This is a genomic window from Nonomuraea sp. NBC_00507, assembly GCF_036013525.1.
Taxonomy (GTDB): Bacteria; Actinomycetota; Actinomycetes; order Streptosporangiales; family Streptosporangiaceae; genus Nonomuraea.
Genome location: NZ_CP107853.1, coordinates 2,672,324 through 2,696,798, shown reverse-complemented (window position 1 = coordinate 2,696,798; position 24,475 = coordinate 2,672,324). Strand labels below are relative to the sequence as shown.

The following is a 24,475-nucleotide window of genomic DNA, read 5'->3' as shown; positions in this document are numbered from 1 at the left end:
AAGCCCGCCTAGTCAGTCGACGCCGAGGTTCGCGGCGAACTCCCCTACCTGCTGTTCGACTGCCTCCGCTGTCTATTCCGCGTCTTGCAAGCCGAAGTTCGCGGCGACCTGCTCTACCCGCTGTTCGATTACCTCCGCGTCTAGCAAGCCGAGGTTCGCGGCGACCTGCTTTACCTGCTGTTCGATTACCTCCGCTGTCTCTTCCGCGTCTTGCAAGCCGAAGTTCGCGGCGGACTGCTCTACGGCCCGTGAGAGCACGTGGCCGTTGTTATTCGGAACGTCGGCGCTGGCGGCAGTGGCACACAAAGCAAGAGTGCCACCGGTGATTGCGCTTCCTAGCATCAGGCCAGCGAGAATCCCTTTCGGTGTGGGCATTACGCGTACTCCTTGATGAAATTCGGTTTCCCGAGCCGGTTGGCTATTCTGTGGCATAATAGGGAAATATCCTTATATCCCTATTTCCTCCCCATGCTTCTTGGTTTCCGAATGAGTCATGTCGCAAACGAGAGGTTCCCGCCTTTGGTCTCTTCTTGTAGAGTTATTGATATTCTGGTCCAACTAAGTCCGCTTTTATTGCGATACCTGCCGATGGATGTGTCTTGTTCGTACTTCCCGGGCAAGGACGGTGCGCTGCTCGTGCCCGCCGTCCTGGCCATCCACATCCCCGCCTCGGCGTACGGGCTGACCGGGGCCGAATGGCTCAACCTTGCCGGTCTGACCGGTGAGCACGAAAGCGACACACTCTCTTGAGCGGCACGTATGTTCGCCGCTTCTGTCCGCAACGCGACCACGACGTTTCCGGTGTCTCCGGCACCGGCCGCGTCGCTGACGACGTGCCGTGGCCGGACGGGTTTCGCCGAGCGCGACGAGGATGCGGTGGCCACCTGGATCAAGGAGACCTGGCCGGCCGTGGAGCAACGGCGCGGGACCAGGACGCGCTCAAGGATGCAGTACCGATCCAGCCTGCTGGACGCCTTCGTTACTCACACCGGCCTGAACGTGACCGGGAGCCAGGCTATGAACCTTGACCTTTCAACCTCTGTAGCACTCGGCCTGCCCGGCCGGGCGGGCCGGGCTTCTTCCATGCCGCCGACGCACGCGGCTCTGGGATCACGCGTTTGCGTGTCCCGGTCTGACCAGGCCCGTCTCGTAGGCGAAGACGGCGACTTGGGTGCGGTCGCGCAGCTGGAGCTTGTTCAGGATGCGGCCCACGTGAGTCTTGACGGTCTGTTCCGCGAGGACGAGCCGGCCCGCGATCTCCGCGTTCGACAGGCCGTGGGCGATGAGAGCGACCACCTCGGTCTCGCGTTCGGTGAGGTCCCCGGCGCGGGCCTGGGCCGGGGGCCGCGGGGTGCCGCCCAGCCGGGAGAACTCCGCGATGAGTCGCCTGGTGATGTTCGGGGAGAGCAGGGCCTCGCCCGCGGCCACGACGCGTACGGCCTCGGCGAGCTGGACACCCGAGGCGTCCTTGAGCAGGAATCCGCTGGCGCCCGCCCGCAGCGCCTCGTACACGTATTCGTCGAGGTCGAAGGTCGTCAGGATGAGGACCTTGGTGGCGAGGCCGGGATCCGCGGTGATGCGGCGAGCGGCCTCGATGCCGTTCAGCCCGGGCATCCGGATGTCCATCACGATCACGTCGGGGTGCAGGTCGGCGGCCTTGGCGACGGCGTCGGCGCCGTCCTCGGCCAGGCCCACGACCTGGATGCCGGGCTGGGCGTTGAGAAGGACGGAGAAACCCTCGCGGACCATGGCCTGGTCATCGGCGATGAGCACGCGGATCGTCACGTGTGGCCTTCCTTCGCGGTCGTGGCGGTGTCCACGGGCACCGGGAGCAGGACGGAGACCTCATAGCCATCGCCGGGCGTGGGACCGGCGGCCAGTTCGCCACCGAGCATCGCGGCACGTTCACGCATGCCCATGATGCCGTGACCGGCGCCGGGCGAGGGCTTGGTCGTGTCACGCGAGGGGCCGTTGAGCACCCGCAGCCGCAGCGTGGAGAGCGCGTAGACGATCTCGACGCGGACCGTGGAGCCGGGCGCGTGGCGCAGCGCATTGCTCAGAGCTTCCTGGACGATGCGGAAGGCCGACAGTTCCACACCCGGTGGCAGCGGGCGGGCCGTACCCGAGACGTCCAGCTCAACGCGCAGGCCGGCGGAGCGCACGTTGGCGACGACGCTGCCGAGCTGGTCCAGGGTGGGCTGGGGGCCGCCGGGCGCCGGGGAGTCATCGGTGGTCTCCGCGCGCAGGACCCCCAGGACATGGCGCAGCTCGGTGAGGGCTTCGAGGGCGTTCTGGCGGATGACGGCGAAGGCGTTGACCAGTTCTTCGGGCGGATCCTCGACGCGGTAGGGCGCGGCGTCGGCCTGGATGGAGATGACGGACATGTGGTGGGCGACCACATCATGCAGTTCGCGCGCGATCCGGGCACGCTCCTCCAGTAAGGCCCGGCGCCCCCTCTCCGCGATGGTGGCCGCCTGCTGCTCCTGGAGCCGCTGCCGTGTCTCCCGGAGGCTGCGTGCCGAGGTGCCGAGGAACACGGCGACCGCGAAATTCATCGCGGGAGTCAGCGGGTTTTCCCAGAGCAGGTCTCCGCCCGGCCATTGCATGCCACCGGCCAGCAAGCCGCTGAGCAGCAGCGTCTCGACGGCGACCCGGGGCCGGTTGCGCAGCGCCACCAGGAACAGCACCCCGGCATGGACGAACCATGGCCACGGCTCGCCGATGAATGTAGGCGAGTAGGGCGTCGCGGCGGTGACGGCCAGGAACGCCATCGACAGCCACCACGCCGGCACCGGCCAGCGCAGTGCCGACACCAGGATCAGCGCGTGGGCGATCGCGAACGGCGCGGCCGCGCTGCCCTCGGCCGTCGCGGCGAGGAGGACGGCGGCCAGCACGATCAGAACGTGTGGCAGCCATTTCAGCGGCCGCGGCCCGGCCATGGGCGGCAGCGGCTGCGGGGCCGATGTGAGCAGATCCGCTCGTACGCCCCGCAGCACGGCACCCATCGCGTCGGCCCTGTCCACGTGGACGATCCTAGACACGGGGCGGCTCTTCCCATGCGTTTCGCGCTCCGCCCTTCGACGGACGGCCGGCCCGGCCGCGCTCGACCGCGCCGAACGCGGCCTGGCATACGGCCAGCGCGATCGCGAAGACCGGCAGCCAGCCGAGCCGGGCCAGGACCCAGCCGAGATCGTCCGGCCTGGTATGCAGGCCCGGCAGCGGGCCGGACAACAGCCCCATGGCGGTGACCGCGAGCATCGCCGTCTGGTGCCAGAGGAAGATCGTCATGGCGGAGAGGTTGGCCGCGGCCACCGCCGCCCAGACCGTCGGCCGGATCATCATCCGGCGCAACGGCTCGCGCAGCAGCAGAGCCAGTCCGCATTGGGCCAGGCCGAAGGCGACGGCCGCCAGGGTGGGCGGGTTGAGATTGGAGACCGGCGCGCCGGGCACCCCGACCATGGACGCCGGGTATCCGTCCCAGATGACGAGGCCTGCGGCGGCGACCCCGCCGATGATCAGCAGCGGACCCGAGCGGCGGGTCTCGAACCGGCCCCGCGCCCACGCCGCGCCCAGCGCGTACGGCACCAGCCAGCCGGCCACCACGTTCACCCAGCCGAGCCAGGCCGGACCCCCAAGACCGAAGCGGACCAGGTCAACAGCGGCCACCACGGCGAGCGACCACAGCGGGCCGACCCGTAAGACCATCGGGGTCAAAGCCGTGAGCAGCGCGAACACCAGCAGGAACCACAGGGGCGACAGGACCAGGGTCAGCAGCGTGCGCACCGTCTCAAGGGGTGTGCCGGACAAGAGCATGACGACGGCCGTCACCGCCCACACACCGAGGATCACGACGACAGGCCGGAACAACCGGGCCAGCCGCCCGCCGAGCCACCGGCCGTACCCGACCCCGCGCCGACGGGCGGCCTGGTAGCCCTTAGCGGCGACGTGCCCGCCGACCAGGAAGAACACGGCGAGGGTCTGGAAGATCCAGGAGAGCGGGGCGAGCCAGGGCATGTACTGCAGCGGGCTCGCCCCCTGCAGCGAACCCCGACCGGCCTCGACCACGGCGCTGACCAGCCAGTGGCCGAATATCACGCCGAGGATCGCCAGGGCTCGCAGAGCATCGACGGCCCGGTCGCGATCAGGTGGGGTCCGGGCGTCGACGCGCCGCGCCAGTCCCCGCAACCCCGGCATCGGGTGGCGACCGGCTCGGACGGGACGATACGACTGGGCGGTCACCGGGTCACCTCCCGGTCGCGCCCCAGGGCGATACGCGCCAGGTTCGCCACCGATGCCGAGCCGGGAGCGAAATAGTCGCCGTGGCCGCCGTCGCCTGCGGCGAACAGCCGGGCGCCGAAGCCGCCCGAGACCGGATCGGCGCCGAAGCCGATGGCCGTGCCGAAAACGGGCAGGCTCAGGTGCGGCACGCCGCCGATCCAGTCCCGCGCTCCCCGTCCCGCCCACACCCGCGCGGCGGTGCCCAATCCCGCCGCCGTGTCCGCACCGGTGCCGGGGCTGCCGAACATGGCGATGTCGGCGACGGCCAGGTCGGCGGCGGCGCGGCCGCACACCACCGAGCCGTAGGAGTGGCACAGCAGCGAGACCTGCGCGGCCGGGTTCGCCCGGCGCACGGAGACGACGAACGCACGCAGCGCACGCGCGCCGTCTTCTGCGCGGCCCGTCGTGACCGCGTCGGTGCTGATCAGCCGGGGTGGTGTGTAGCCGAGCCAGGCCACGACGGCGACCTTGGCGGCCGGGTCCAGGCGGCGGATCTGCTCCTCCAGCGAGCGGGCCGCCCAGCCGAGCCTGGCGTGCGGCTTCGGGGTACGGGCGTCGTAGGTGTCTAAGGTGGTGTCCGAACCGGGCACCAAGACCGATATCCGCCGGGCGGTCGCCAGGTCACCCAGGACCTCGACGGCCCGGCCCTCGCCGCGGGCGTCGAAGGACAGGAACGTCCGGGCGGAGCGGGCCATGGCCCGCAAGGCCTCTGCCCGCCGGTGGTCCCCGCCCTTCTCGGCCATGCGCGCGGCCTGGATGATGTTGGCCCGGTTGGCCGCGTACCGGGTCTCGAGGGTGCCGGTCGACAGGACGGGCAGCATCGCCGGGTCGGGGGCCGGGACGCCCGCCCGGGCCGCGGCCGAAACCAGTGCGGACAGCGCGGCGATCACCAGCCCGGCCAGCGCACCCCGCCAGAGCCGGGTACCGCAGCCTGGGATCCACATGTCGTACCTTCCTTTCCAGAGGTTTTGACCTGGTCAGGAAGTTACGAAGAGGCGCAGGTAATCAGCGTCCCGCTGTGGAGCCCACTTCCGGATGTAGCTCTCAGGTACTGCGGGTATCGGTCCCACCGCGTCGATGCCGAGACGCGGCCGGGCGTTGACCACCAGGCACGCCTTGGCGCGAGGCACAGGCCTACGGGAGCGCCGCACGCTATGGCCAGGCAGTTGCTCGATGCCGGGAGGCCCGACGAGGAGGGCCTTGCGGCATCGAGCGCCCCAGCCACGTACGACGGGCGCCGAAGTCCGCGATCGCTATGGCCTTCGCCAGAGCACTCCGGAGATCACTTGACGACAACCTAGTGTCCGTCCAACCGTCCCACTGATCTGAGGTATCCGGCGTGCCGTCTCATATTGGAGGCGTCGATCGTCCAGGCTCGGCGCTGTCGCGGGTTCGGCGTAGCGTGCTGCTATGACTGGGGGGCCGGCTCGCTTTGGCGGGCGAGATGATGTTGTCCTGGTGGTAGTCCTGGACTGCGCCGATCTGGACCGGGCCGCGGCGTTCTGGTGCGGTGCACTTGGTTACAGCGCCGAGTCAAGCTCAACTGGGCGTTATCGGCGCCTGCTACCGGTGGGAGGGAACGGCGTTGAGCTGCTGTTGCAGCGGGTTCCGGAGCCGAAGGTGACCAAGAACCGGGTGCATTTAGATCTGCGCGTGCCTGACCTGGAGGCGGAGGTGGCCAGGCTGGTGGCCTTGGGCGGGCGGCGCATCACCGACAGCCCCGTCGAGGAAGACGGCTGGGCTTGGTATGTGCTCACCGATCCCGACGATAACGAGTTTTGTGTGTTGCAGCCATCCGAGAAGCTCGCCGGGCATTGACAGTGCCGACCAACGAGGTTCCGTGCACTGAAACAGCAAACCCATCAGTCGGCGGGGCATAGGCCACACGATCGAGATCATGATGAGGCATCTCAAGCGCAGTCGCGAGGGCGCGCGCCAAGGTCGTCTTACCGCTTCCTGCCCCGCCAACCACCAGCGCCCGCTGCACCGCGACACCCTTATTGTTCTCTGACTCATGCAGCATGACCGGCACCCTACCGGCGGAACTAATCTCCACGATCTCAGGCGAGCGACCTCACGACTGGGGTCGACAAGCCTTGGCTGGAGAAAGTCTTTGTGCCGGGCGAAGACCACTCGGACGAACTTAGGCAGATCGAGGACGCCATCAAGACGGCCCGCACCGAAAAGGACCTTGGCCTGTTCCACGGAGACGAAGAGAGCTACCTAGAGCGGATCAAGGTGCTCGTCGAACGACGGACGGCACTCTTGGAACTGCCGTCCAGGCCGAGCGGGTACGAGTTCCGGCCAACGGGTCGAACGGTCGCCGAGCACTGGGCCAGCCTCTCTACCGAGAACAAGAACCTGTTGCTTATCAAGATGGGCGTCCGCGTCTTCTACGACGTTACGAAAGGCTTCCCGGACTACAGGATTGAATGGGGAGACATGGACCGCATCGAGAGACTCGCTCAGGGCCTCGAACTGACCGTAACCTGATCGTTACCAACCTCGGTGTCGCCCCCAGTCCCTTACCCCTCTATAGCTATAGATGCCTACGGGCGGGGCGACGGTCATACTTGGATACCAAGTATCAGAGCTTCCCTACCTCTTGGGGGGTAGGGGGGCTCTGGTCTCCTTGGATGATCAACTAACTAAAGATACTTACTAAGAGCCGCCCTTCAAGGCGGCTCTCTTTATGTCACGGGAAGCTAGACCAGCTCAATCGCCCCTTTAGCCGAGTGTCTTGGGGTCTAGCTGATGCTGTCGCGTAGGTGGGTACCGCAGCACCTTCAAATAATTTTGGATGTGATCGTCTGGCCAATCGCATATGCAACCAGACTGGTTGCCATGAGATAGCTCCTCATGGAGGCCGATGCTCAAGACATCGGCCGAAGCCTTGGAGCCGTGTTTCGGCCCGGAACCGAACACGACCTAGTAACTGGCGTCGCCGCAGGCATCTTGTCCTTAGCCGTGATGGTCACCGCTGCTACGTCTGCCACCAGCTCGGAGCTGGCGAGGTTGACCACATCGTGCCTGTAGCTCGTGGTGGCACACACGACATGAGCAACCTGGCAGCCATCTGCAAGAGCTGCCACGAGATCAAGAGCGCCGCGGATCGGCGCCCCCTAACGAACTAATGGAGTCCCCCTGCTGAAGAAGCTTGCTACCGCCGCTGCCCTCATGCTCGGCCTGGCCGCCACCGTCGCCACGCCGGCTCACGCCGCGTCCGGTTGTTCCGTCACGGCTTACATGCCGACGTACAGCAGCCCCACCGTGTACGGGGCGGGCCTGGTGTCGTGCAGCTCCGTCGCGAGTGACGAGTCCCTCTATATCGAGATGGACCTGACCATGGATGGGTCGTCCGTGGATCAGGGCGTCGCCCGATGCTGGAGCCGAGCGTGTGACGTGACCACGTCTGCCACGAACCGCAGCGGCAATCAGTCCTGGTGCTCTTCTGTTCGCGTCTGGGCGATCCGGGACAGCGGGTCTCAGACCTTCATCGGGAGCGACACGGCCTGTGAGGTCTCTGCCCGGCGGCTCTCGTAAGACTCAGACGGCTCGATGCCGTCGCCATGGCGTGTAGCTCAAGTGGCAGAGCAGCGGGCTTTTACCCCGCGGGTTCCAGGTTCGATCCCTGGTGCGCCAACGGCAGGCGGGGGCTGGCACCAGCCCCCGCCTGACCCAGAGTGGCTCACATGGTGTGGCAAGTTCGCGTCTTAGCGGCTAGTGACTGACTGTCCGACCGCTTTCGCCGCGCGAAAGAACCCGAAATGTGAGCATTCAACCCACGATTCATTCCAGTAGTGCGTGCCGGTACTCTTCAACGGCCCCCAGATGAATTTGTTATCCGCACACAAGGCCCATGCCTGATGCTTGCCTGTGCCTGAGCGGCATCTACTGATGGCGCCTGTAAGCTTGCCATTAATTGTGATCTTCTGTACCCGGCACTGGTTAGGCCATGCGTGAGCTGGCTGAGCGAAGGTAAGAGCGCCTGCAGTCGCGACCGTTGCCGCCACACCAACGCTAGCGATACGGATCAGCGCTCCTCGACGAAGCGAGGCGAGTCGCGCTGGCTTTAAGCTTTCTTGCTGAGGTTGCCGAAGCCTGTGTGTTCGCACGCGAATTCCTTCCCTCTGGAGTCTCTTTCGCTTGGCTCTCCCTGTCAGGGACTAGCGTGCTCCAAGTATGCAAATCGCCGTCATAATCGCGTCATAACCAACTGGGGGCTTGCTCTTTGCGCGGTTCCGGCCCCGTTCTCGTGCCTGCTGTACAAATCCAGTCCTCGCCACGCCGCCCTAGCTCAACGGGAGAGCATCCGCCTTACAAGCGGAGGGTTCGAGGTTCGATTCCTCGGGGCGGTACTGGTTGCATTCGCTGGCCTGACTAGCTGGTTGGGTGCGCCTAGGGATGCGGTGTAGGTGCGCACTCTAGCCTCTAAGCGGGAGTAGTCCCCCGCCGAACAGGCTGGAAGTGAGGGTTCGAGTCCCTCCATCCCGCTACTTGGTCTCAATCTTCGACACGACAATTCGCACCCATTCTGTGCCCTTGTCTACTATGCCGGGAATGAACTCGCGTCCCTTTTCAAGGAACGGAAGTACGAGGAAAGCCGGGCTCATTAAGACGATGATGAGCACCAAGGGAACAAGCAGGAGAGCACAGATAGCCACCTGACGCCATCCGTTGGTAAACGTGACCATACGCGTGCTACTCGTCTCCGGCACGCTTTGTCTAGATGCCACATATCTATTATCTGTGGTCTAGACCACTTGGCAGTCACCGACGACGGAGAACGTACCCGACGTAGGAGAACAGCACGAGAACGGCGACGCCTAATCGCGCCAAGTTCGTGTACTCCCCCACGGAAGAGAGGTGAGAGCGTGGCAGGAAGAGGCCCAGCCCCGAAAACGAACGCGGTTCGCCGCAACAAGCAGCCCAGCGAAGAGCTATCCGGCCGCGGTGCAGAGGCGCCGCCCCTCTTCAAACGGGCGAAGTACTCCACAGCCACCCAACGGTGGTGGGACACGTGGGCGAACAGTCCCCAGGCCGAGGCGTTCCTTGACACCGACTGGGAGCGGCTACAGATGCTCGCTCCGATGGTCGAAAGCTACTGGCAGGGCGATCTCAAGCTCTTGGCAGAGATCAGGCTCAACGAAGAGAGGCTTGGCGCGACTATCAGAGACCGTCAGTCGCTCCGCATGAAGCTCGACAAGATCAAGAACGAGGCCGATGAGGACGAACAGCTCCCAGAGAACGTGGTCGACATAGAGCTATATCACAAGCTGGGAGGAGCTTGATTAAAGCCCTCCTCCTAGAATCCCCCGAATGGATGCGTACCCCAAAATCGCAATCACAATGCATTCGACCACTTGCATACCTTTCAGATACCAGGGAAGCCCATCCCACCAAGCAACCATGGCGAGGGCGCCCAAAAAGGCACTAATCCATAGGACGACGCCACCAAGGTAAAGGGGAAGGCTGCCTTCCTCGTCTGCACCAACAGACGCACCGAAAGCCGCAAATGCTAGCAGCGCCACAAAAAGCAGCGCGCCAAATGCGACTATACCTTCAAGGTTGGGCCAGTTGGCTGACCACCAGCTCCAAATGGGCCAGCGTTCAATCCAGGGCAGAAGTAGCCATCCCAGGCTGAGCAGGACACCCAGCGGAGCGAGCGCCCGAAGAATTCTCCATACGCTTCTCGGGCCTAAGGCTGTTAGTACGGCGAATGACAGAGCTAGCCCAACAAACCATCCGGGCGCCTCTGCTCGTATCTGAAGAAGACCCGCCCAAAGATTAGGCAACCATTCGCCAATGCTAGCCGGGCTCCCCCCTTCTGCGTTTCCTGGAGACGGCGCTCCCTTTAGAAACCAAACATCGCTGATATCGAAGCTTGCTATCCCCATGAGGTCGGCAGTAATTCCCAGGACTGTTATTAGGATCAAGCCCACGCCGAGTCGCTGCAAGCCGCTCGGAGTCTGGCGCTCTTCTCTGGTGGGCGCTGGTTCAGATTCCTCTTCGGCCCCTGGCTGGTCCTCTTCGCTGTCCTCCGGTGGAGGGTTTTCATCGATCATGATGTGCCCCCGGTTAGCCGACTGGCGATCGACTCAATAGTCGAGCCTCGGTACTGATCGTAACCAAGCTTTACGTATCCCACCGCGCTAGTCGGAATCAAGCTCAAATTCATAACTGAAGGGGTGATGCCTGTTGCAGACAGGCAATCTCCCCTCAGGAGTCCCTCACCCCTCACGATCCCTCGGTTACGGGATCTTGAGATGGGCTGAGACCTACATCGTCCAGCCTGACGGCCCCGACGCTGGCGAGCCGTGGCGCTTCACACGTGAGCAACAGCGATTCCTGTTGTGGCTCTACGCCATCGACGACGAGGGACGCTGGCTCTACAGCACAGCCGCCCTGAGAAGGGCGAAGGGCTGGGGCAAGACACCGCTTCTAGCGGCCCTTGCGATCATCGAGTTCATCGGGCCGGCGCGGTTCAGCCACTTCGACAAGAACGGCATGCCGGTTGGGAAGCGCGTACCGCTCCCGCTGATTCAGATCGCCGCGACGTCGATCGACCAGACCCAGAACACGCGCGACATGGTGCGCGGGATGCTCGCGGAGAGCCCCGCTGAAGAGCACTACGGGATCGAGATCGGCAAGGGCCTGATCCAATTCCGCGACGGTAGGCCAGGGCGCATCGAGCCCGTAACGGCCAGTTCCCGAGGCCTGGAGGGCGCGCGGCCGACGTTCGTCATCGCTGACGAGGTCCACCACTGGGTTGAGTCCAACCAGGGCATTCACGTCTGGGAAGTCCTGGACCGTAACGTCCGGAAGACCTCTGGCGCCGGTAGCCGCTTGGTTGAGACGACCAACGCCTACAACCCTGCCGAGCAGTCCATTGCCCAGCGCACCCACGAGGCCGCGCTAGCTGGCACTGCGAGCCTCCTCTACGACTGTGTTGAGGCAGTTGGCTATGTCGATCTCAAGGACCCAGACGCCGTCATGGCGGCGCTCACCGAGGCGTACGGGGACAGCCATTGGGTTGACCTTCACGGCCTCCTGGTGGCCATTCAGGACCCTCGCACGAGCGAGGCCGTAGCCGCCCGGTTCTATCTGAATCAGATTCGCGAAACGGCGGATACCTGGATTGAGCGAGCCGTCTGGGACGGCCTGGCGGAAGAGGATGATCCGCTACTGCCGCGGGAACAGATTGCCCTTGGCTTCGACGGCAGCGTCAGAAATGACGCCACAGCCTTGGTAGCCAGCCGCTTGAGAGACGGCAAGTTGTTCCTCCTGGGCCTCTGGGAAGACGACAGCCGGCCAGGCTGGGAAGTGGACGCGATTGCGGTTGACGCTCGCGTGCACGAAGCCTTTAAGCGCTTCCGAGTCGAGTGGATGTGGTTTGCTGATCCCTATTACTGGCAGACGACAGTAAACGCCTGGGCGCTGGAATACGGCGACAAAATTGTCTTCGAGTTCGCGACCAACCGTGATCGTCCGATGGCCGAACCCCGCGACAGGAGAGGTCTGACAGGGACGACGCCGAGCGCTGCTGCCACCGCCTGGACGAGAACGTCTTCGCCGCGCTGCTACCCCGGCCTTCCGCTGGCATCTGCCGCCGGCGCCTCTCGCCTACGCCTTGCCATGCAGCGCTCGGATCGTGCTCCGAGGCGTCCGGATCTGGACACGTGATCTTCGTCGACTTGGAGGATGCTTGGAACGTCCCACAGCGTCGTGTTCCCCTACCTCTGGAGCCGCTCTATGGGTTACCCGCCCCAGCCGCACGACCCGTACGGCCAGCAGTCCGGTGCCCAGTCAGGCCCGCAGTACCCGCAGCCGTACCAGCCGCAGCCCTACAGCCAGCCGTTCGGGCCGGTGCCGAGCGGGCCTCAGTACGGGCCAGTGCAGTACACGACGGTGAAGGAGTGGGGCTTCAACCCGATCGCCATGATCATTCATGGCTGTCTGTGGGTGTTCCTGCACTGGTGGCTGGCGCTGTTCACCATCGGGCTGTGGCTGATCGTGGCCATCCCGGTGTCGTTCATCGGTTGGAGGGTGACCCGCCATCTGCCGGTGCAGCACGTCCAGCATCCGCCCTACCCGCCGCAGGGGTATTAGGCCGAACACCAGACCAGCTCGAACCGGGAATCGCCTGCGTTGGTGAAGATGGTCGAACCGATCGCGTGGTAAAGGATCACTTCGGCGTACTCGTTCACGGCGAGGAACATCTGCCGCTGACGTTGATATCTGGGGTTCTCGAGGGCGTGCAAGGCACGTCAGACAAGTGCTGCCCTCCGCGCCGTGGCCAAGGGCGGCGCCGAGGGCGTGCTGGTTGCGGCGCTGGAGTCCAGGCACGCGGCGGCGGTGAAGGTCATCGACGGCAGCCCGCGGGCCACGACGGCGATCGCGCTGGGCGCGCTGCGGGCGATGGGGTGCGAGGTGGGCGCGGCGGCGGAGTTCGAGCGGGTGGAGGTGCTGGGCGGCGGCGTCCCTGCGGGATGGCTCGCCACCCGGCTCCCGGGATCAGCCGCTGTACGAGATCCAGCCGTACTCGTATTGAGTCCAGCCGTTCTCGTCCCCGGTGTGCCTACGGCCGGTCATCACCTGGTTGGTGCCGCCCATCGAGGCGTGGTTGTTCTCCCTGACCCAGCCTTCCAGTTGCCTCGGGGTGATCTGCACCGCCTTGCCCTGCCAGAACAACGCCCCGCTGTAGTAGATGGTGTCGCCGTTCTCGTCCCCGTCGTGCCGAATCCCGGTGATGGCCTGGTTCGCCGGAGTGTGGTAATCGTGGTTGTTCTCATCCGTCAGGGTGCCCCAGAAGTCTAACTTGAGCACCGTGACCTGGACGTTGTCGATGTAGATGCGGCCGCAGTGGAACGTGGTGTCGCCGTTCTCGTCGCCGCGGTGCCCGCGGCCGATCAGCACTTCGTTCGTCGGGCAGCTGAACTTGCTGTTCGACTGTTTCAGGGTCGAGACCTGCCCGGGACGGATCTCGATCGTGGCGGCCGCGGCGGGGCCGGCGGGGACCAAGGTGAGGGCGGCGACGGCCGACGCCGCCAGCGCGGCCAGCAGAGACTTCTTAAGCATGTCCATGTCCTTAGACGAGAGCCTGCAGTGAGCGGAATCTATGATCGCCGTCACCGTGGCGCCCGTCGTCCGCCTGCGGGGTGAGCGCGGGTCCGCCTGTACGGTGATCCACCCGCCTAGCCGCTTCATCTCAGAGACCGTCAGGATGACCCAACTAACCCGAGCCTGTCATACCTGCCAGTTCCGTTAGCCGGCGTTCGAGGAAGCGCCGTTCGGCGCCGTCGTCGGTGAGTTGTCTGGCACGTCGATATTCGTCACGCGCCTCGTCGATGCGCCCGAGGCGCCGCAAGAGTTCGGCCCTGGTCGAGTGTAGGTAGCGGAAGTCATCGAGACCGAGTTGGTCGACGATACGCAGCCCGGCTTCGGGGCCTTCAGTCTCGGCGATGGCGATGGCGCGGTTGAGCTCCACGACGGGCGAGCCAGTCAGGCGGGCGAGTTGGCCGTACAGCGCCGCGATCTGTGCCCAGTCGCATGGCACCTCGGCGTGCAGCGACGCGATGGCGGCCTGCAGGACGTACGGCCCGCGGCCGCCGAGGGCGAGTGCTCGGTCGAGTTCGGCGCGTCCATCCGCGATCTGCTCGGTGTTCCAGCGTGACCGGTCCTGATCGGCGAGTAGCACGAGTTCGCCGTCGCGGAACCGCGCCTCGCGACGGGAGTCGTGCAAGAGCATCATCGCCAGCAGCCCGCGAACTTCGGGGTCGTCCGGTAGTAGTTCAGCGAGCGCGCGTCCCAACCAGATTGCCTCAGCAGCGAGCTCGTCGCGCCCGCCGTAGCCCTCGTTGAAGATCAGATAGACGACGGCGAGAACAGCGTCGAGTCGCTCGCGGAGCAGGTGATCCGGTGGCACCCGAAACGGGATCCCCGCGGCTTTGATCTTGCGCTTGGCCCGCACCAGCCGCTGCGCCATCGTGCGCTCCGGTACCAGGAAGGCACGGGCGATCTCGTCGGTGGTGAGCCCGCCCAGGGTGCGCAGGATGAGCGCAACCTGCGCCTCGACTGCGAGCGCCGGGTGACAGCAGGTGAAGATGAGCTCCAGGCGCTCATCGGGAAACTTGGTGTTCATCGGCACCTCGACACGATCGCTAGCAACGAGCAGGCCGAACTTGGCCGCGAAGGCCCGATCGCGGCGGATGCGGTCCGTGGCCCGGTTGCGAGCTGTCGTCATCAGCCAGGCGCGCGGGTTGCTGGGGACGCCCTCGCGTGGCCACCGGTCGGCGGCGATCGCAAAGGCCTCCTGTGCGGCTTCCTCGGCGAGATCGAAGTCGCCGAGGAAGCCGATCAGGGTGGCCAGGATGCGGCCCCACTCCTCACGGAAGACCTGTTCGAGCGCTAGCAATACACCTCAGAGGGGCGGATCTCGACGGCGCCGCCATAGCGTGCCGCTGGGACGCGGGCGGCAACCTCGATGGCCGCGTCGAGGTCGTCGGCCTCCAGGACGAACACGCTGCCCACGGCCTCCTTCATCCCGACGAACGGGCCATCGGTCGTCAGAGTCTTGCCTCCCTCGACGCGGACCGTTGTCGCGTTCTCGGGATGGCCCATCGGCGGCACGGAGGTGACGCCCGGCGTCTCATTGATCCCTTGGTAGTCGGCGTAAACCTGCTTCTGCTCCTCCTCGGACAGCGCAGCCTGTCGCTCCTGCGCGTCAACCTGATAGATCAGCATGACGTACTTCATCGCATCCTCCTTGCCGCCGAACGGTCGCGCACTAAGACGAACGACGAGCCAGGAAATCGACAGCTCAACGACGGAAATCTTGACCTCCCCGAGCCGCGCGCCCAAACGCCCGGGAACGCCGCCAGGTCAGGGCGGAGCCTACCTGCGTGTTTGCCGCGCTGGCCACCATGCTGACAAGAAGTCGTTGAACACCAGGTCGTACTCGTAGGAGGCGAACACGTCGGGGACCACGTCGATGCGGCGCTGCCGTCGACCGGCGGCCAACCGCTCGCTCTGGTCGGCCAGCAGCGGCAAACCGTGGTCGGTGAAGAGCCCTCCAACGCCCTGGCCAGCGATCCCATCGACCGGCCTCGTTTGCGGGCGCGTTCCAGCACCGCCTGTGGAAAGATTTCAACGAGCTGGGGGCCTGATGCCGCGTGACCGGGCAGTGCGGTATCAGGCCAGGGATTCGAGATATTTCTGGATTTCCCGCTTCTTGAAGTATTGCGCCCAGCCCGCCGGCTGCGCGTTGAACTGGGGTTCGCGGGCGGTGTGGTCGGCACCGTGCTCGACCAGCAGGCGCACGATCGACAGCTCGCCGGCGGCCGCCGCATGGTGCAAGGCAGTAGCACCGTCGGAGGTGACGCCATTGACGCCGAAACCAAGATCGACCAGCAGCCGGACCGCTGACCAGTTGCGCGCCTCGGACATCCGCGTAACCAGATCCGCGTGCCGATCGCGCAGCCCGGGATCGGCGGCCAGCATCGACTGCATCGTCGTTTCGTCGGCGGCCCCGGCGGCTTCTACAAACTTCATTGTGTACTCCTCATGTGATTGGGCGCTCATACCCATGAGCAACCCACCGGATGGTCACGCAGAAAGACGAACGACGAGCCAGGAAATCGACAGCTCGACGCCGGAAATCTTGACCTCCCCGAGCCCCGCGCCCAAACGCCCGGGAACGCCGCCAGGTCCCGGGTGGAGCCTGCTGGTCATTGATCGCGTTGAGCCGGGTGACATGCGCTCAAGTTGAGATGGTCGTGGGTGAGGCGCTGATCCCAAGCTGTGTTGCGATCTCGTCCAGGCACCGAGGTTCCAGCTCGGTCAACGGTGCGATCACTTCGCCGTCGAAGCCATGAGCAAGTGACCGTTTGACCAGGTCTCGGGCCAGCTGATGGTCGGCGGCCGCCAAGGCGGAGTTCGCGGCGAGTGCCGAACAATAGGCCGCGTCCTCGGTGAGGTCATCGATGAGAGGGACCGCCTCATCCAGGAGGTCTGCCGTGAGCATCGCCGTGACCAGGTCAGTGAGTGCGCCCTCGGCCAGCACTTCGTTCATCCGGCGGGCTTCGTCACGGTAGCGATCCCACAGGCGCAGCCGTATGACGGCCTCCATCGGCACGGTGGACGTAACCGAGAAGCCTCCCGTCACAAGAGGGGCGTGCTGGGCCGTGTCCAGCAGCTCGGTGTACTCATCGCTCAGGCCCGTGGCCTGACACGCTGCGGCGAGCCAGGGACGGGACCACCGGTCATCGTTCGAGGTGAGGCTCATGTCCGCGGTTCTGAGCAGCTCTGTCGTGAGTTCGCGGGCCGGCGCCTGGTAACCGGCATCGCATATCTGGACGATCATCGCGGCCGCCTGTTCCTGCCAACGTACGACCTCGGACGGGGAGCGTGCGGGCGCATGACGTGCTGTTTCGCGAATCAGCGAGGTCGTTCGGGAGATGTCGTTCGACATCAGTTGAGCACGCACGATGAGGGCACGAGCCGGCAGGTCGGTCTCGTCCAGGTACGTCGTCAGGCGCATCGCCTTGTCGACGTGCCCCGTATCCAGGAGAAGCTCGATGAGTTCGCGTATGACCCGGGACAGCCATCCTTGCTCGGACGGGTATTCCGAGATCTCTATGCCTTCGATCAGCAGGTCGATAAGCATGCTCAGAGCGGATGATCGATGATCGTCCGTCTTGATGGCCCTGGCGGCGTGCAGGAGGGTGTCGAGCTGGTACATCTCGTCCTGGAATGCGGCGGCGATCGCGAGCGTGTGTTCCACCTGGCCAAGGCGTGCCGCCACGCCCGCCACGGGCATCGCCTGCTGCTGGGCCTCGAAGTCGTCCACGCTTTCCAGCGCTGTGCGCACGGCCGCTTCAAGGGCGGCCTCGGCCAGTTCCCCTCGTCCGGCGGTGCTGGCGGCAAGCGCCAATTCGGCCAGTACGCCGGCGCGCCACCGGCTCGGGGTCTCGTTGAGGGCCGCGCCTATTTCTCTCACCAAGGGATCGGCATCCTGTGGGGTGCCGGTGTCGAGGATCGTCAGCGAAATCCCCGTAAGGGTGTCCGCTCGGGTGGCGGGTCTGGTGATATCCCGTCCCAGGGAGACCGCCAGAGGTAGGTGCCCGTTGTTCTGCGCCGACTCCGCGGCAGCGGCAAGAAGGTCGTCGAAGTCTTCGTCCGACGGAGCTTCGTCCTGCCGCGGGTCACGACCGTGGGCCGCGAGGGCGGTGTAGACGAGCGTGTCCGAGTTGTAGAAGAGATGGGGAGCATCATCGGGGGACAGCATCGCCAGCATTCGGAGAGCCCGATCCTCGTCCTGGTAGGCAGCCGATTCCACAAGCTCCGCTTCGGAGAATTCACGGTTCAACTCGGCGATCAGCATCTTCGGCACGGTTCGCCGCCCACCGTTGGTGAAATCATCTTCACAGGCCTGGAGCAGGGCTACCCTTCTGCCGTCTCTGTCCAGGTTCGCGATGTGGTGGAGAAGGCGGTCGGTCTTGCCGAGGAAGCCGCATACCCGCGCGAGGCTGCCGTACACGGCGGGGCGGTCCTCGTCATCGGCTTGTTCCATGGCCTCCTCCATCAGGGTCCGTGCCAGTGCCGGGTCGATCTCGGCCAATGGGTCGACGACGGTGATGATTGACCAGACTCGGTGATACCCGTACAGGCCCTGCAAGTGGTCGGCGATGGTGGTACGTGCGATATCAGCGGCATCGGGCTCCCCGCGTCGCGCCAGTACGAGGGCCGCTCGCACCGTGTGATCCACCCGCTCCATGTCCAGCCTTCCCGGCACGGCCATCGCCTCGAAGACGAGGTTCCGAGCTTCGATCTGTCGGGAGTCGAACAGGCAGTCCGCGATCGCCAGCAGGGCGTCGGCGCGCGAATAGGAGTTCTGGAGCGTGCGGGCCAGTTGCACGCCTTCCTCAGGGCGGCCGAGCCGTACCAGAAGCAGTGGATATGAAGAGGGCACATTGCGCGTCTCGTCTTGGACGCGCTCCCTCAGTAGGGAGACCCGGGCCAGCGTCGTGAGGTCGCAGTCCGGGGTCGCCGCGAGCAGCTTGGCCGTGTTGGATAGTTCGGACAGCGCGGCGAAATCGCCGCCGGACCGGCGGCGGAGCAGGGCGCGCCGTTCGGGGGAGGCCAGCGCGGCCAGCGTCCGGCCGGCGCCCTCGGTGAGCAGGAGGGTCGGATAGGCCTCGGTCAGGTAGTCCGGGGTCTCGTCAGGCCATCCGGCCTCGGCGAACCCGAGGGCCCACTTGTCGATGGAGGTGCGGATGTGTGCCACCTCCTCCTGCTCCAGATCCTCCCGTACGGTGGCGGCCAAGGTGTCGTGCGCCAGCGTGTACCGGGTCACCGAGCCGGGCCGCAGCTCGACCACGCGGGAGAGACTCCGTTCCACTGTCCGGCGGACGACCAGGTGGTCATCGTGGGTGATGGAGGTGATGTCCCTGGTGCTCAGTGCGCCGTGGGCCACCGCCATCGTGGTCAGGATCCGGCGCTGCAGCGGCTCGGTGAGAACGTGGTCCAGTTCTTGGCGGGCGCGCAGGAGCAGGCTCCTTGCCGCGGGAAAGGGCGCCAGCACATGACGGCGACAGACACGCAGAGGGTGGCTCTCATCCACGTCCAGGGGCACGCCTGGGTGGCGGCTGGTCACCAGGACGTGCGCGGTGGCTCCCAGGTCCGTCGGCAGTTGCGAGGCGATGCTGGGCTCGGCCAGTTCCCTGAAGTCGTTCTCGTCCAGACCGTCCACCATCAACACCAGGGAACGTCCGCGCCGCTCGTGGTCGGTCACCGCGCGTTCCCAGAGACTGAGGAAGACGGCCGCGTCCGGTTCGGCGGGCGGAAACTCGCCGAGCAAGGCCGCCAGTTGCTCGCACACCGCACGGTGAAACTGCTGTACACGCATCTGCCCGTCGCGCCGGGAGATGACGAACGACACCACGTCCACCTCCGGGTGAGAACCCGTGGCGAAGTGCGTGGCCAGCGATGTCTTCCCAGCCCAGGGAGGAGCGACGAGCAACAGGTACGGCTCCTGCCCGGTCGCGAACGCCATGAGATCGGCAAGCTCCTGCTCGCGACCGATCAGTTCCGGACAGCGTGCCGCGTACTGGCGCAGCAGGGCGTCGTAGTCCGGACGTCGCCGCTCCTCAGGGGAGTGGACGGTGATCGGTCTCGGTGTGACGCCGAAGCCGGCCAGGAGCGCGCGTGCGGCGGCCGTGCTCGAATCGGGCTCTCGTTCGCCTTCCGCACGCGGCTCGTACGTGCCGACAGCGGAGGCCAGTCGTACGGCCTCCAGCCCGCCGGAGTGCGCAGACTCCACGACGACGCCGACGGCCGCGCCCCCGCAGACGACCGCGGCGCCGGAGAAACCGCTCCAGTCACGTGCCTCGAGAACGCGCCCATCCGCACGATGCAGGACCAAGCGCCCCCGCTTCACGCTCGACCCCAACGGGATCACGCCGTCGATCTGGTCGCTGTCGCGCCACGTCGCCGTGTCGGTGTCCCGCCAGGTCTGGTGGCGTGGATATCCGATCGCGGTGAACGGGAGCCGCCCGTCGGCCTCTTCCGAAACGACACCGATGGCCAGTGGGGCGACCTCGTCAAGGTCGATGTCCGGGCTGAGTTCGATGAACGCGATGTCTACGTGGTCGCCCCTCCATATGGTGTGCCCATCCACGGTGATCTCGTCGGACGCCCCTCCGAACAGCCGGACCTTGATCAGGCTCCCGCCGTCGGCGACATGCCCGGCTGTCACCACCAAAGACGTCGCGAGCCGCAGGCCTGAGCCGTACCCCGTCTCGCCCTCGCGCTGGACCAGAACTTCGACGCACCGTCTGACGAGCGAGCCGGCCACCCGAGGCACCGTTTCAGCGTGGGAGTTCGGACAGCCGGTCGGTCACCGAGAGCGGACGGCCCTCCTCATCGGTGGGCGTGAGAGTCATCCGGACCCTCTGGGTCTGGGCACCGCTCCTCTTGCCAGCGGCGCCTAGTTCGAACACCCACAGCTTCAGCCCGCCGCTGCCGTCCGCTTCCTTGGTCACGGCGACTTCGAACTCCAACTCCACAGCCCCGACGGCGAACTTGACCCCGCGGGCACGCCCTTCTTGCTGTGCCGTTTCCAACTGGTCGCGCAGTGCTCGGATGTAGTCGGCCAAGGGCACGCACTCAGGCTCGTTCATGAGATCCCGCCTCCGCATATCCATATGACTGTGTGGGTCCGCGCGCACATATCGATGATGCCTTACGGGTGGGAGGCCGCATGATCCGTGATGGTCCAGGGCGGTAACGATCAAAGATCTTGCCCGCTGCGGCGGGCGCCGGATACATCGCCGAGGACGACGGCAAGATCGGCATCGCCCTGTGGCGCACGAATGGAGACGGGTGTGGCTCTTCCTCAGTGACTGGAGCGATCAAGCCGTGAGGGAGTATCCGTCCTGGTAGTCGTTCTGGTGGACACGTTCGTGTTGCCTGGCGCGGTGGAAACGCCAGTATTCGTCGAGGTCACCGTTGGCGATCAGGGCGCGGAGTTTCAGGACGGCTTCGGCTCCGGCCAGGCCCCAGCGTGCTCCGGCGAGGTCGAATCTGTCGGCGATCAGATGGCGGCAGGCGCCTTCGATCACGCCGGTCGCGATCGGCCATCCCGCCTCCAGCGCCTGGTCGTAGCGCAGATACTCGAGGTTGTTGGTGAGGTAGCGGATGCACGCGTCGATGCCGTCGCGGCGGTGGGCGGCCGTGGTGGCGGCCTGGCCGGACAGCGTGGTGATGACGTGGCCGGTGTGCCCGGCCAGCAGGGCCAGAGCGTGGACGGCGACCCAGTCCTCGGCGGCCGGCGCCGCGGGAGGATGCAGACTCCAGGCGGCAGCCCATAATCTCTCCAGCACGTGAACGAAGTCGATGACGATGTGGACGCCGATGCCGCGGCGGGCGGCCTCCGCCGTGATCAGATCGAGTTGTCGGCCGCCTCGCCCAGAATCTCCTCCACCGTCTCCCGCGTGATCACCAGCCGTGACAACCGATCGTGCTCATCCTCCAGCCGTGACTCCAAGGCGGCGATCTGCTCGCGGATCTCCGCGATCTGCTGCCGGGCCACAGCCTCACGCCGTGCCAGTTCCTCCAGCAACGAGCCCACCGTCACCACCGCCTCACCGTCTGCACTCACAGTAGAAGGCGGTTCCTGGACTAAACAGTCACGACCACAAAAGCCCAGCTCAGGCGCTCACTGAGAAAGAGGATCCACACCCATCGGAGTTGATGGCATCCCGTCAACCATGAGGTCCTGATGCGCTCTCAACGTGGACGCCGGTTCCGCGGCCGTCCGGGTTACCGGGACATCGTTGCGCAGACCAATTCACGTCGCCTGGCCCTGGTGCGTCGCCGCCGCGATCGCCTGCGCCCTGATCTGCTGGCTCCAACTACACGCCCTCGACGGCGACGTCGCGGCAGCCGAACCCAAACGGCTGCGCTACCGAATCCTGCACACCGCCGCCCGCCTGACCCAAGGCCAACGCCGCCGCCGGCTACGCATCCCGGCCACCTGGCCCGGGGCCACCGAACTCGCCGCCGCGTTCACCCGGATCACGGCGATCCCCGCACCCGGCCGACCCCGCTCAGCCGTTACCTACGACCGGAGGACCAAGGAGACCACGCCCACCGCCAAGACCTGGGAAGAGGGTGCGGGGCGGTGCTGTGGACGACCGGCAGTGGGCTCCCCGGATGCAGTGGTGTGGCACAGCCGCCGCGCACATGCTCAGGCCACGTCGAAGCGGACGCTGAGGAGATCGGCATCGCGTGACGAACGGCCGATCAGCAGGTCGAAGGCGCCGGGCTCGACGACGCGTTCGCCTCGGGCGTCAACGATCGTGCAGTCAGCCACCGGCACCTCCAGGGTGACCTGTTGTGTCTGTCCCGGAGCGAGATCAACCTGGCGGTAGGCCTTGAGTTCCTTGTCGGCCCAGCTGGCGGAGGTGATGACATCGCGCACGTAGGCCTGCACTGTCTCTCTGGCCGGCCGCTGTCCGGTGTTGGTCAGTCGGATGTAGGCCCTGGCAACGTCGCTTCGGTCGAGTCGGTCTTTCTCCAGCCGGAGGTCGCCGTATTCGACGGTGGTGTAGCTCAGCCCTTCCCCGAAGGTGAAGGCCGGTTCCTGGGTGAGGTCTGCGTACCGGTCGCCGTGTTGTCCGCGGATCTGGTTGTAGTACGTGGGCTGCTGGCCGACGTGGCGGGCGAAGGAGATGGGCAGCCGACCACTGGGCTCGATGTGGCCGAACAGAATTTCCGCGATCGCCTGCCCGCCCGCCATTCCGGGGTTTGCCACCCAGACGAGGGCTGAGGCGTTGAGCGCGGCGGGGGGCAGCACGAGGGGTTTGGAGGCCATCAGTACCACGATCAGTGGCGTGCCGGTGCCCGCGAGGGCTTCCAGCAGGGCGTTCTGGCCGCCGATCAGGTCCAGGGTGGCTGTCGATCGGCCCTCGCCGACCAGCTCGATCCGGTCACCGACGACCGCGACGGCGTAGTCGGCCTCACGAGCGGCTGTGACCGCCTCCGCGATGAGCGCCTCGTCGGGTTCGGCCGGGACGACGATCTGGGGGCGCGGCTGGCCGTCCGGGAGGAACCCTCCGCGCGGATCGGGGGCAAGGCTCAGGATGTCGGCCCCGCGGGCGTAGGTGACCTGCGAGCTGTCGCCGGATTGGTTGCGTAGGCCGTCCAGCACGGTGGTGATCATCTTCCGGGGATGCCCGTCGGGCAGCCAGTCGGCTTGGCCGGAGCTTCCGGCCCAGTCGCCGAGTTGGGTTTGGGCGTCGTCGGCCAGGGGTCCGACGACGGCGATCCGTCTGGCGGGTGTCGCAGCCAGCGGCAGTAGCCCGTCGTTGCGTAGCAGCACTGCTGACCGGCGGGCGATCTCCAGGTTCAGGTCGGTGTGCTCGGGGGCGCCCAGCACGGCACGTCGACGTTCGTCGTTGGGGTGCCGTGGGTCCTCGAACAGGCCGAGTTCGAACTTCAGGCGCAGGACTCTGCTGACCGCGCGGTCGATGTCGTTCTCGGCGAGGAGCCCCTGGGCAACGGCCTCTTGGGCGCCGGCGAAGAATTCGGAAGTGGTCATGATCATGTCGTTGCCGGCCTTGATCGCGGCGGCGGCCGCGTGGGTGTGGTCGGGCATGAGGTGCTGCTCCCATACCATGCGTCCGACGTTGTCCCAGTCGGTGACCAGCATCCCGGCGTAGCCCCACTCACCTCGCAGGACGTCGTTCAGCAGCCAGTCGTTGACGGTGATCGGCACACCGTCGGTGGTCTGGTAGCCCAGCATGAACGTGGCGGCGCCCTCGCGAGTGACGCGCTCGAACGGGGGCAGGAACCATGATCGCAACTTGCGGCGCGAGATGTCGGCCTCGGTGGCGTCGCGTCCGCCCACGGTTTCGGAGTATCCGGCGAAGTGTTTGGCGGTGGCGAGGATGGCGGTCGGATCAGCGAGCCCGTTGCCCTGGTAGCCGCGCACCATCGCTGATCCCAGCTCGCCGATGAGGAAGGGATCCTCGCCGAAGGTCTCGTTGATCCGTCCCCACCGCAGGTCGCGCGCGATGCACAGCACGGGTGAGAAGGTCCAGTGCACGCCGGTGGCTGCGGCCTCTACCGCTGTCACCCGGGCAGCCCGTTCCACGAGCCCGGGATCCCAGGTGGCCGCCATCCCCAGCTGGGTCGGGAAGATCGTCGCGCCGTAGCTGAAGGAGTGACCGTGGATGCAGTCCTCGCCCACCAGCAACGGGATCCGCAAGCGGGTCTTGGCGTTCAGCTGGTGCGCGCGCCGGACCCGCTGCGGGGAGGTGTGCAAGATGGAGCCCACGTGCTTGGTGAGGATGTGGGCGTCCAGGTCGTCCTGGGCGTTGAGCTGCATGATCTGTCCGACCTTCTCGGGCAGGGTCATCCGTGCGAGAAGGTCGGCAACGCGTGCGGCCACGGGCAGAACGGGATTCAGGTAGTCAGGACCATCATGCATTGCAGTTCTCCTTCGTTCGGCAGGGGCAGGCGGCACGAGCAGATGTGGCTCGCGTCTGTTCGTGCCAGCGCGTTCGGCCACGTGCGGGAGGCAGGTGGCGGGATTGGCGAGCACCGTCCCGCCGGTTGCGGCGGTCGACGGCGAACCGGGCATCAGCTCGCCGCCGATCGTGCGCGTGGCCCTCCACTCGGCATGGCGCACCCGTCC

24 protein-coding genes, 2 tRNA genes and 1 pseudogene are annotated in these 24,475 nt (G+C 66.0%); 11 read left to right on the top strand and 16 right to left on the bottom strand.

What is annotated here, in order from left to right; translation table 11 throughout:
* Positions 1 to 72: 72 nt before the first annotated feature.
* Positions 73 to 375, bottom strand: coding sequence for a hypothetical protein (locus OHA25_RS13730; protein ID WP_327587935.1), 303 nt, complete (start codon positions 373 to 375; stop codon positions 73 to 75).
* Positions 376 to 588: 213 nt separating this feature from the next.
* Between OHA25_RS13730 and OHA25_RS13725 the strand changes: the two genes are divergently transcribed.
* On the top strand, positions 589 to 750 hold the full coding sequence (locus tag OHA25_RS13725) for a hypothetical protein (protein ID WP_327587934.1): 162 nt from the start codon (positions 589 to 591) through the stop codon (positions 748 to 750).
* Between the two features lie 360 nt (positions 751 to 1,110).
* On the opposite strand, the gene OHA25_RS13720 is transcribed toward OHA25_RS13725, so the two are convergent.
* The 4 genes from OHA25_RS13720 to OHA25_RS13705 are packed head-to-tail and all read right to left on the bottom strand — an operon-like array spanning position 1,111 to position 5,222.
* Complete coding sequence (locus tag OHA25_RS13720) at positions 1,111 to 1,785, bottom strand: response regulator transcription factor (RefSeq protein ID WP_327587933.1); 675 nt, start codon at positions 1,783 to 1,785, stop codon at positions 1,111 to 1,113.
* Positions 1,782 to 3,023, bottom strand: coding sequence for a sensor histidine kinase (locus OHA25_RS13715; RefSeq protein ID WP_327587932.1), 1,242 nt, complete (start codon positions 3,021 to 3,023; stop codon positions 1,782 to 1,784). The genes OHA25_RS13720 and OHA25_RS13715 overlap by 4 nt, the downstream gene beginning before the upstream one ends.
* Before the next feature lie 10 nt (positions 3,024 to 3,033).
* Entirely contained in the window at positions 3,034 to 4,239 is a 1,206-nt protein-coding gene (locus OHA25_RS13710) for an acyltransferase family protein (protein ID WP_327587931.1), read from the bottom strand.
* Positions 4,236 to 5,222 carry an alpha/beta hydrolase gene (locus tag OHA25_RS13705; RefSeq protein ID WP_327587930.1) on the bottom strand — a complete coding sequence of 329 codons (987 nt, stop codon included), beginning with the start codon at positions 5,220 to 5,222 and terminating at the stop codon, positions 4,236 to 4,238. The genes OHA25_RS13710 and OHA25_RS13705 overlap by 4 nt, the downstream gene beginning before the upstream one ends.
* Before the next feature lie 514 nt (positions 5,223 to 5,736).
* Here OHA25_RS13705 and OHA25_RS13700 point away from each other — a divergent pair.
* From OHA25_RS13700 to OHA25_RS13680, 6 genes are all read left to right on the top strand, one after another.
* On the top strand, positions 5,737 to 6,096 hold the full coding sequence (locus OHA25_RS13700; protein ID WP_327587929.1) for a VOC family protein: 360 nt from the start codon (positions 5,737 to 5,739) through the stop codon (positions 6,094 to 6,096).
* A gap of 297 nt (positions 6,097 to 6,393) precedes the next feature.
* The gene (locus OHA25_RS13695) at positions 6,394 to 6,771 is read left to right on the top strand and encodes a hypothetical protein (protein WP_327587928.1); all 378 of its coding nucleotides are present in this window, start codon (positions 6,394 to 6,396) and stop codon (positions 6,769 to 6,771) included.
* 275 nt (positions 6,772 to 7,046) lie between these two features.
* Positions 7,047 to 7,412, top strand: coding sequence for an HNH endonuclease (locus OHA25_RS61300; protein ID WP_442942108.1), 366 nt, complete (start codon positions 7,047 to 7,049; stop codon positions 7,410 to 7,412).
* Positions 7,413 to 7,848: 436 nt separating this feature from the next.
* Positions 7,849 to 7,921, top strand: a tRNA-Lys gene (locus OHA25_RS13690).
* A 643-nt stretch (positions 7,922 to 8,564) separates the two neighbouring features.
* Positions 8,565 to 8,636, top strand: a tRNA-Val gene (locus tag OHA25_RS13685).
* 516 nt (positions 8,637 to 9,152) lie between these two features.
* The gene (locus tag OHA25_RS13680) at positions 9,153 to 9,569 is read left to right on the top strand and encodes a phage terminase small subunit (RefSeq protein WP_327587927.1); all 417 of its coding nucleotides are present in this window, start codon (positions 9,153 to 9,155) and stop codon (positions 9,567 to 9,569) included.
* Here the strand turns inward: OHA25_RS13680 and OHA25_RS13675 are convergent, their stop codons facing one another.
* Entirely contained in the window at positions 9,570 to 10,343 is a 774-nt protein-coding gene (locus tag OHA25_RS13675) for a hypothetical protein (protein ID WP_327587926.1), read from the bottom strand.
* Positions 10,344 to 10,539: 196 nt separating this feature from the next.
* Here OHA25_RS13675 and OHA25_RS13670 point away from each other — a divergent pair, with 196 nt between their 5' ends.
* The 3 genes and pseudogenes from OHA25_RS13670 to OHA25_RS13660 form a co-directional block, all read left to right on the top strand.
* Entirely contained in the window at positions 10,540 to 11,961 is a 1,422-nt protein-coding gene (locus OHA25_RS13670) for a hypothetical protein (protein WP_327587925.1), read from the top strand.
* 69 nt (positions 11,962 to 12,030) lie between these two features.
* On the top strand, positions 12,031 to 12,387 hold the full coding sequence (locus OHA25_RS13665) for a hypothetical protein (protein WP_327587924.1): 357 nt from the start codon (positions 12,031 to 12,033) through the stop codon (positions 12,385 to 12,387).
* 183 nt (positions 12,388 to 12,570) lie between these two features.
* Positions 12,571 to 12,708 (top strand): annotated as a pseudogene (locus OHA25_RS13660) (asparaginase); the annotation flags it as partial.
* An 84-nt stretch (positions 12,709 to 12,792) separates the two neighbouring features.
* Here the strand turns inward: OHA25_RS13660 and OHA25_RS13655 are convergent.
* The 6 genes from OHA25_RS13655 to OHA25_RS13630 form a co-directional block, all read right to left on the bottom strand.
* Positions 12,793 to 13,356 carry a hypothetical protein gene (locus OHA25_RS13655; protein ID WP_327591241.1) on the bottom strand — a complete coding sequence of 188 codons (564 nt, stop codon included), beginning with the start codon at positions 13,354 to 13,356 and terminating at the stop codon, positions 12,793 to 12,795.
* A gap of 154 nt (positions 13,357 to 13,510) precedes the next feature.
* A complete protein-coding gene (locus OHA25_RS13650) occupies positions 13,511 to 14,692 on the bottom strand; it encodes an RNA polymerase sigma factor (protein WP_327587923.1) in 1,182 nt (393 codons plus the stop codon).
* The gene (locus OHA25_RS13645) at positions 14,686 to 15,033 is read right to left on the bottom strand and encodes a YciI family protein (RefSeq protein WP_327587922.1); all 348 of its coding nucleotides are present in this window, start codon (positions 15,031 to 15,033) and stop codon (positions 14,686 to 14,688) included. The genes OHA25_RS13650 and OHA25_RS13645 overlap by 7 nt, the downstream gene beginning before the upstream one ends.
* Before the next feature lie 138 nt (positions 15,034 to 15,171).
* Positions 15,172 to 15,327, bottom strand: a complete 156-nt coding sequence (locus OHA25_RS13640) for a hypothetical protein (protein WP_327587921.1) — start codon at positions 15,325 to 15,327, stop codon at positions 15,172 to 15,174.
* 141 nt (positions 15,328 to 15,468) lie between these two features.
* The gene (locus OHA25_RS13635; RefSeq protein WP_327587920.1) at positions 15,469 to 15,828 is read right to left on the bottom strand and encodes an ankyrin repeat domain-containing protein; all 360 of its coding nucleotides are present in this window, start codon (positions 15,826 to 15,828) and stop codon (positions 15,469 to 15,471) included.
* Between the two features lie 208 nt (positions 15,829 to 16,036).
* Positions 16,037 to 19,216: a hypothetical protein gene (locus tag OHA25_RS13630; protein WP_327587919.1), complete on the bottom strand. Its 3,180-nt coding sequence runs from the start codon at positions 19,214 to 19,216 to the stop codon at positions 16,037 to 16,039.
* On the opposite strand from OHA25_RS13630, the gene OHA25_RS13625 reads away from it, so the two are divergent.
* The gene (locus OHA25_RS13625; protein ID WP_327587918.1) at positions 19,163 to 20,062 is read left to right on the top strand and encodes a hypothetical protein; all 900 of its coding nucleotides are present in this window, start codon (positions 19,163 to 19,165) and stop codon (positions 20,060 to 20,062) included. The genes OHA25_RS13630 and OHA25_RS13625 overlap by 54 nt on opposite strands.
* 82 nt (positions 20,063 to 20,144) lie before the next feature.
* On the opposite strand, the gene OHA25_RS13620 is transcribed toward OHA25_RS13625, so the two are convergent.
* From OHA25_RS13620 to OHA25_RS13605, 4 genes are all read right to left on the bottom strand, one after another.
* Entirely contained in the window at positions 20,145 to 20,456 is a 312-nt protein-coding gene (locus tag OHA25_RS13620) for a trypco2 family protein (RefSeq protein ID WP_327587917.1), read from the bottom strand.
* A gap of 231 nt (positions 20,457 to 20,687) precedes the next feature.
* A complete protein-coding gene (locus OHA25_RS13615) occupies positions 20,688 to 21,158 on the bottom strand; it encodes a hypothetical protein (RefSeq protein WP_327587916.1) in 471 nt (156 codons plus the stop codon).
* 59 nt (positions 21,159 to 21,217) lie between these two features.
* Positions 21,218 to 21,436 (bottom strand): hypothetical protein, encoded by a 219-nt coding sequence (locus OHA25_RS13610; RefSeq protein WP_327587915.1) that lies wholly within the window; start codon positions 21,434 to 21,436, stop codon positions 21,218 to 21,220.
* 588 nt (positions 21,437 to 22,024) lie between these two features.
* On the bottom strand, positions 22,025 to 24,268 hold the full coding sequence (locus OHA25_RS13605) for a glycoside hydrolase family 3 N-terminal domain-containing protein (protein ID WP_327587914.1): 2,244 nt from the start codon (positions 24,266 to 24,268) through the stop codon (positions 22,025 to 22,027).
* Between the last annotated feature and the right edge of the window lie 207 nt (positions 24,269 to 24,475).

Coding starts and splice junctions, on each gene's coding strand:
- OHA25_RS13635 (WP_327587920.1), bottom strand. CDS start 15,828: ATGAAGTTTGTAGAAGCCGCCGGGGCCGCCGACGAAACGACGATGCAG.
- OHA25_RS13605 (WP_327587914.1), bottom strand. CDS start 24,268: ATGCATGATGGTCCTGACTACCTGAATCCCGTTCTGCCCGTGGCCGCA.
- OHA25_RS13665 (WP_327587924.1), top strand. CDS start 12,031: ATGGGTTACCCGCCCCAGCCGCACGACCCGTACGGCCAGCAGTCCGGT.
- OHA25_RS13730 (WP_327587935.1), bottom strand. CDS start 375: ATGCCCACACCGAAAGGGATTCTCGCTGGCCTGATGCTAGGAAGCGCA.
- OHA25_RS13655 (WP_327591241.1), bottom strand. CDS start 13,356: ATGCTTAAGAAGTCTCTGCTGGCCGCGCTGGCGGCGTCGGCCGTCGCC.
- OHA25_RS13675 (WP_327587926.1), bottom strand. CDS start 10,343: ATGATCGATGAAAACCCTCCACCGGAGGACAGCGAAGAGGACCAGCCA.
- OHA25_RS13705 (WP_327587930.1), bottom strand. CDS start 5,222: ATGTGGATCCCAGGCTGCGGTACCCGGCTCTGGCGGGGTGCGCTGGCC.
- OHA25_RS13620 (WP_327587917.1), bottom strand. CDS start 20,456: ATGAACGAGCCTGAGTGCGTGCCCTTGGCCGACTACATCCGAGCACTG.
- OHA25_RS13645 (WP_327587922.1), bottom strand. CDS start 15,033: ATGAAGTACGTCATGCTGATCTATCAGGTTGACGCGCAGGAGCGACAG.
- OHA25_RS13725 (WP_327587934.1), top strand. CDS start 589: ATGGATGTGTCTTGTTCGTACTTCCCGGGCAAGGACGGTGCGCTGCTC.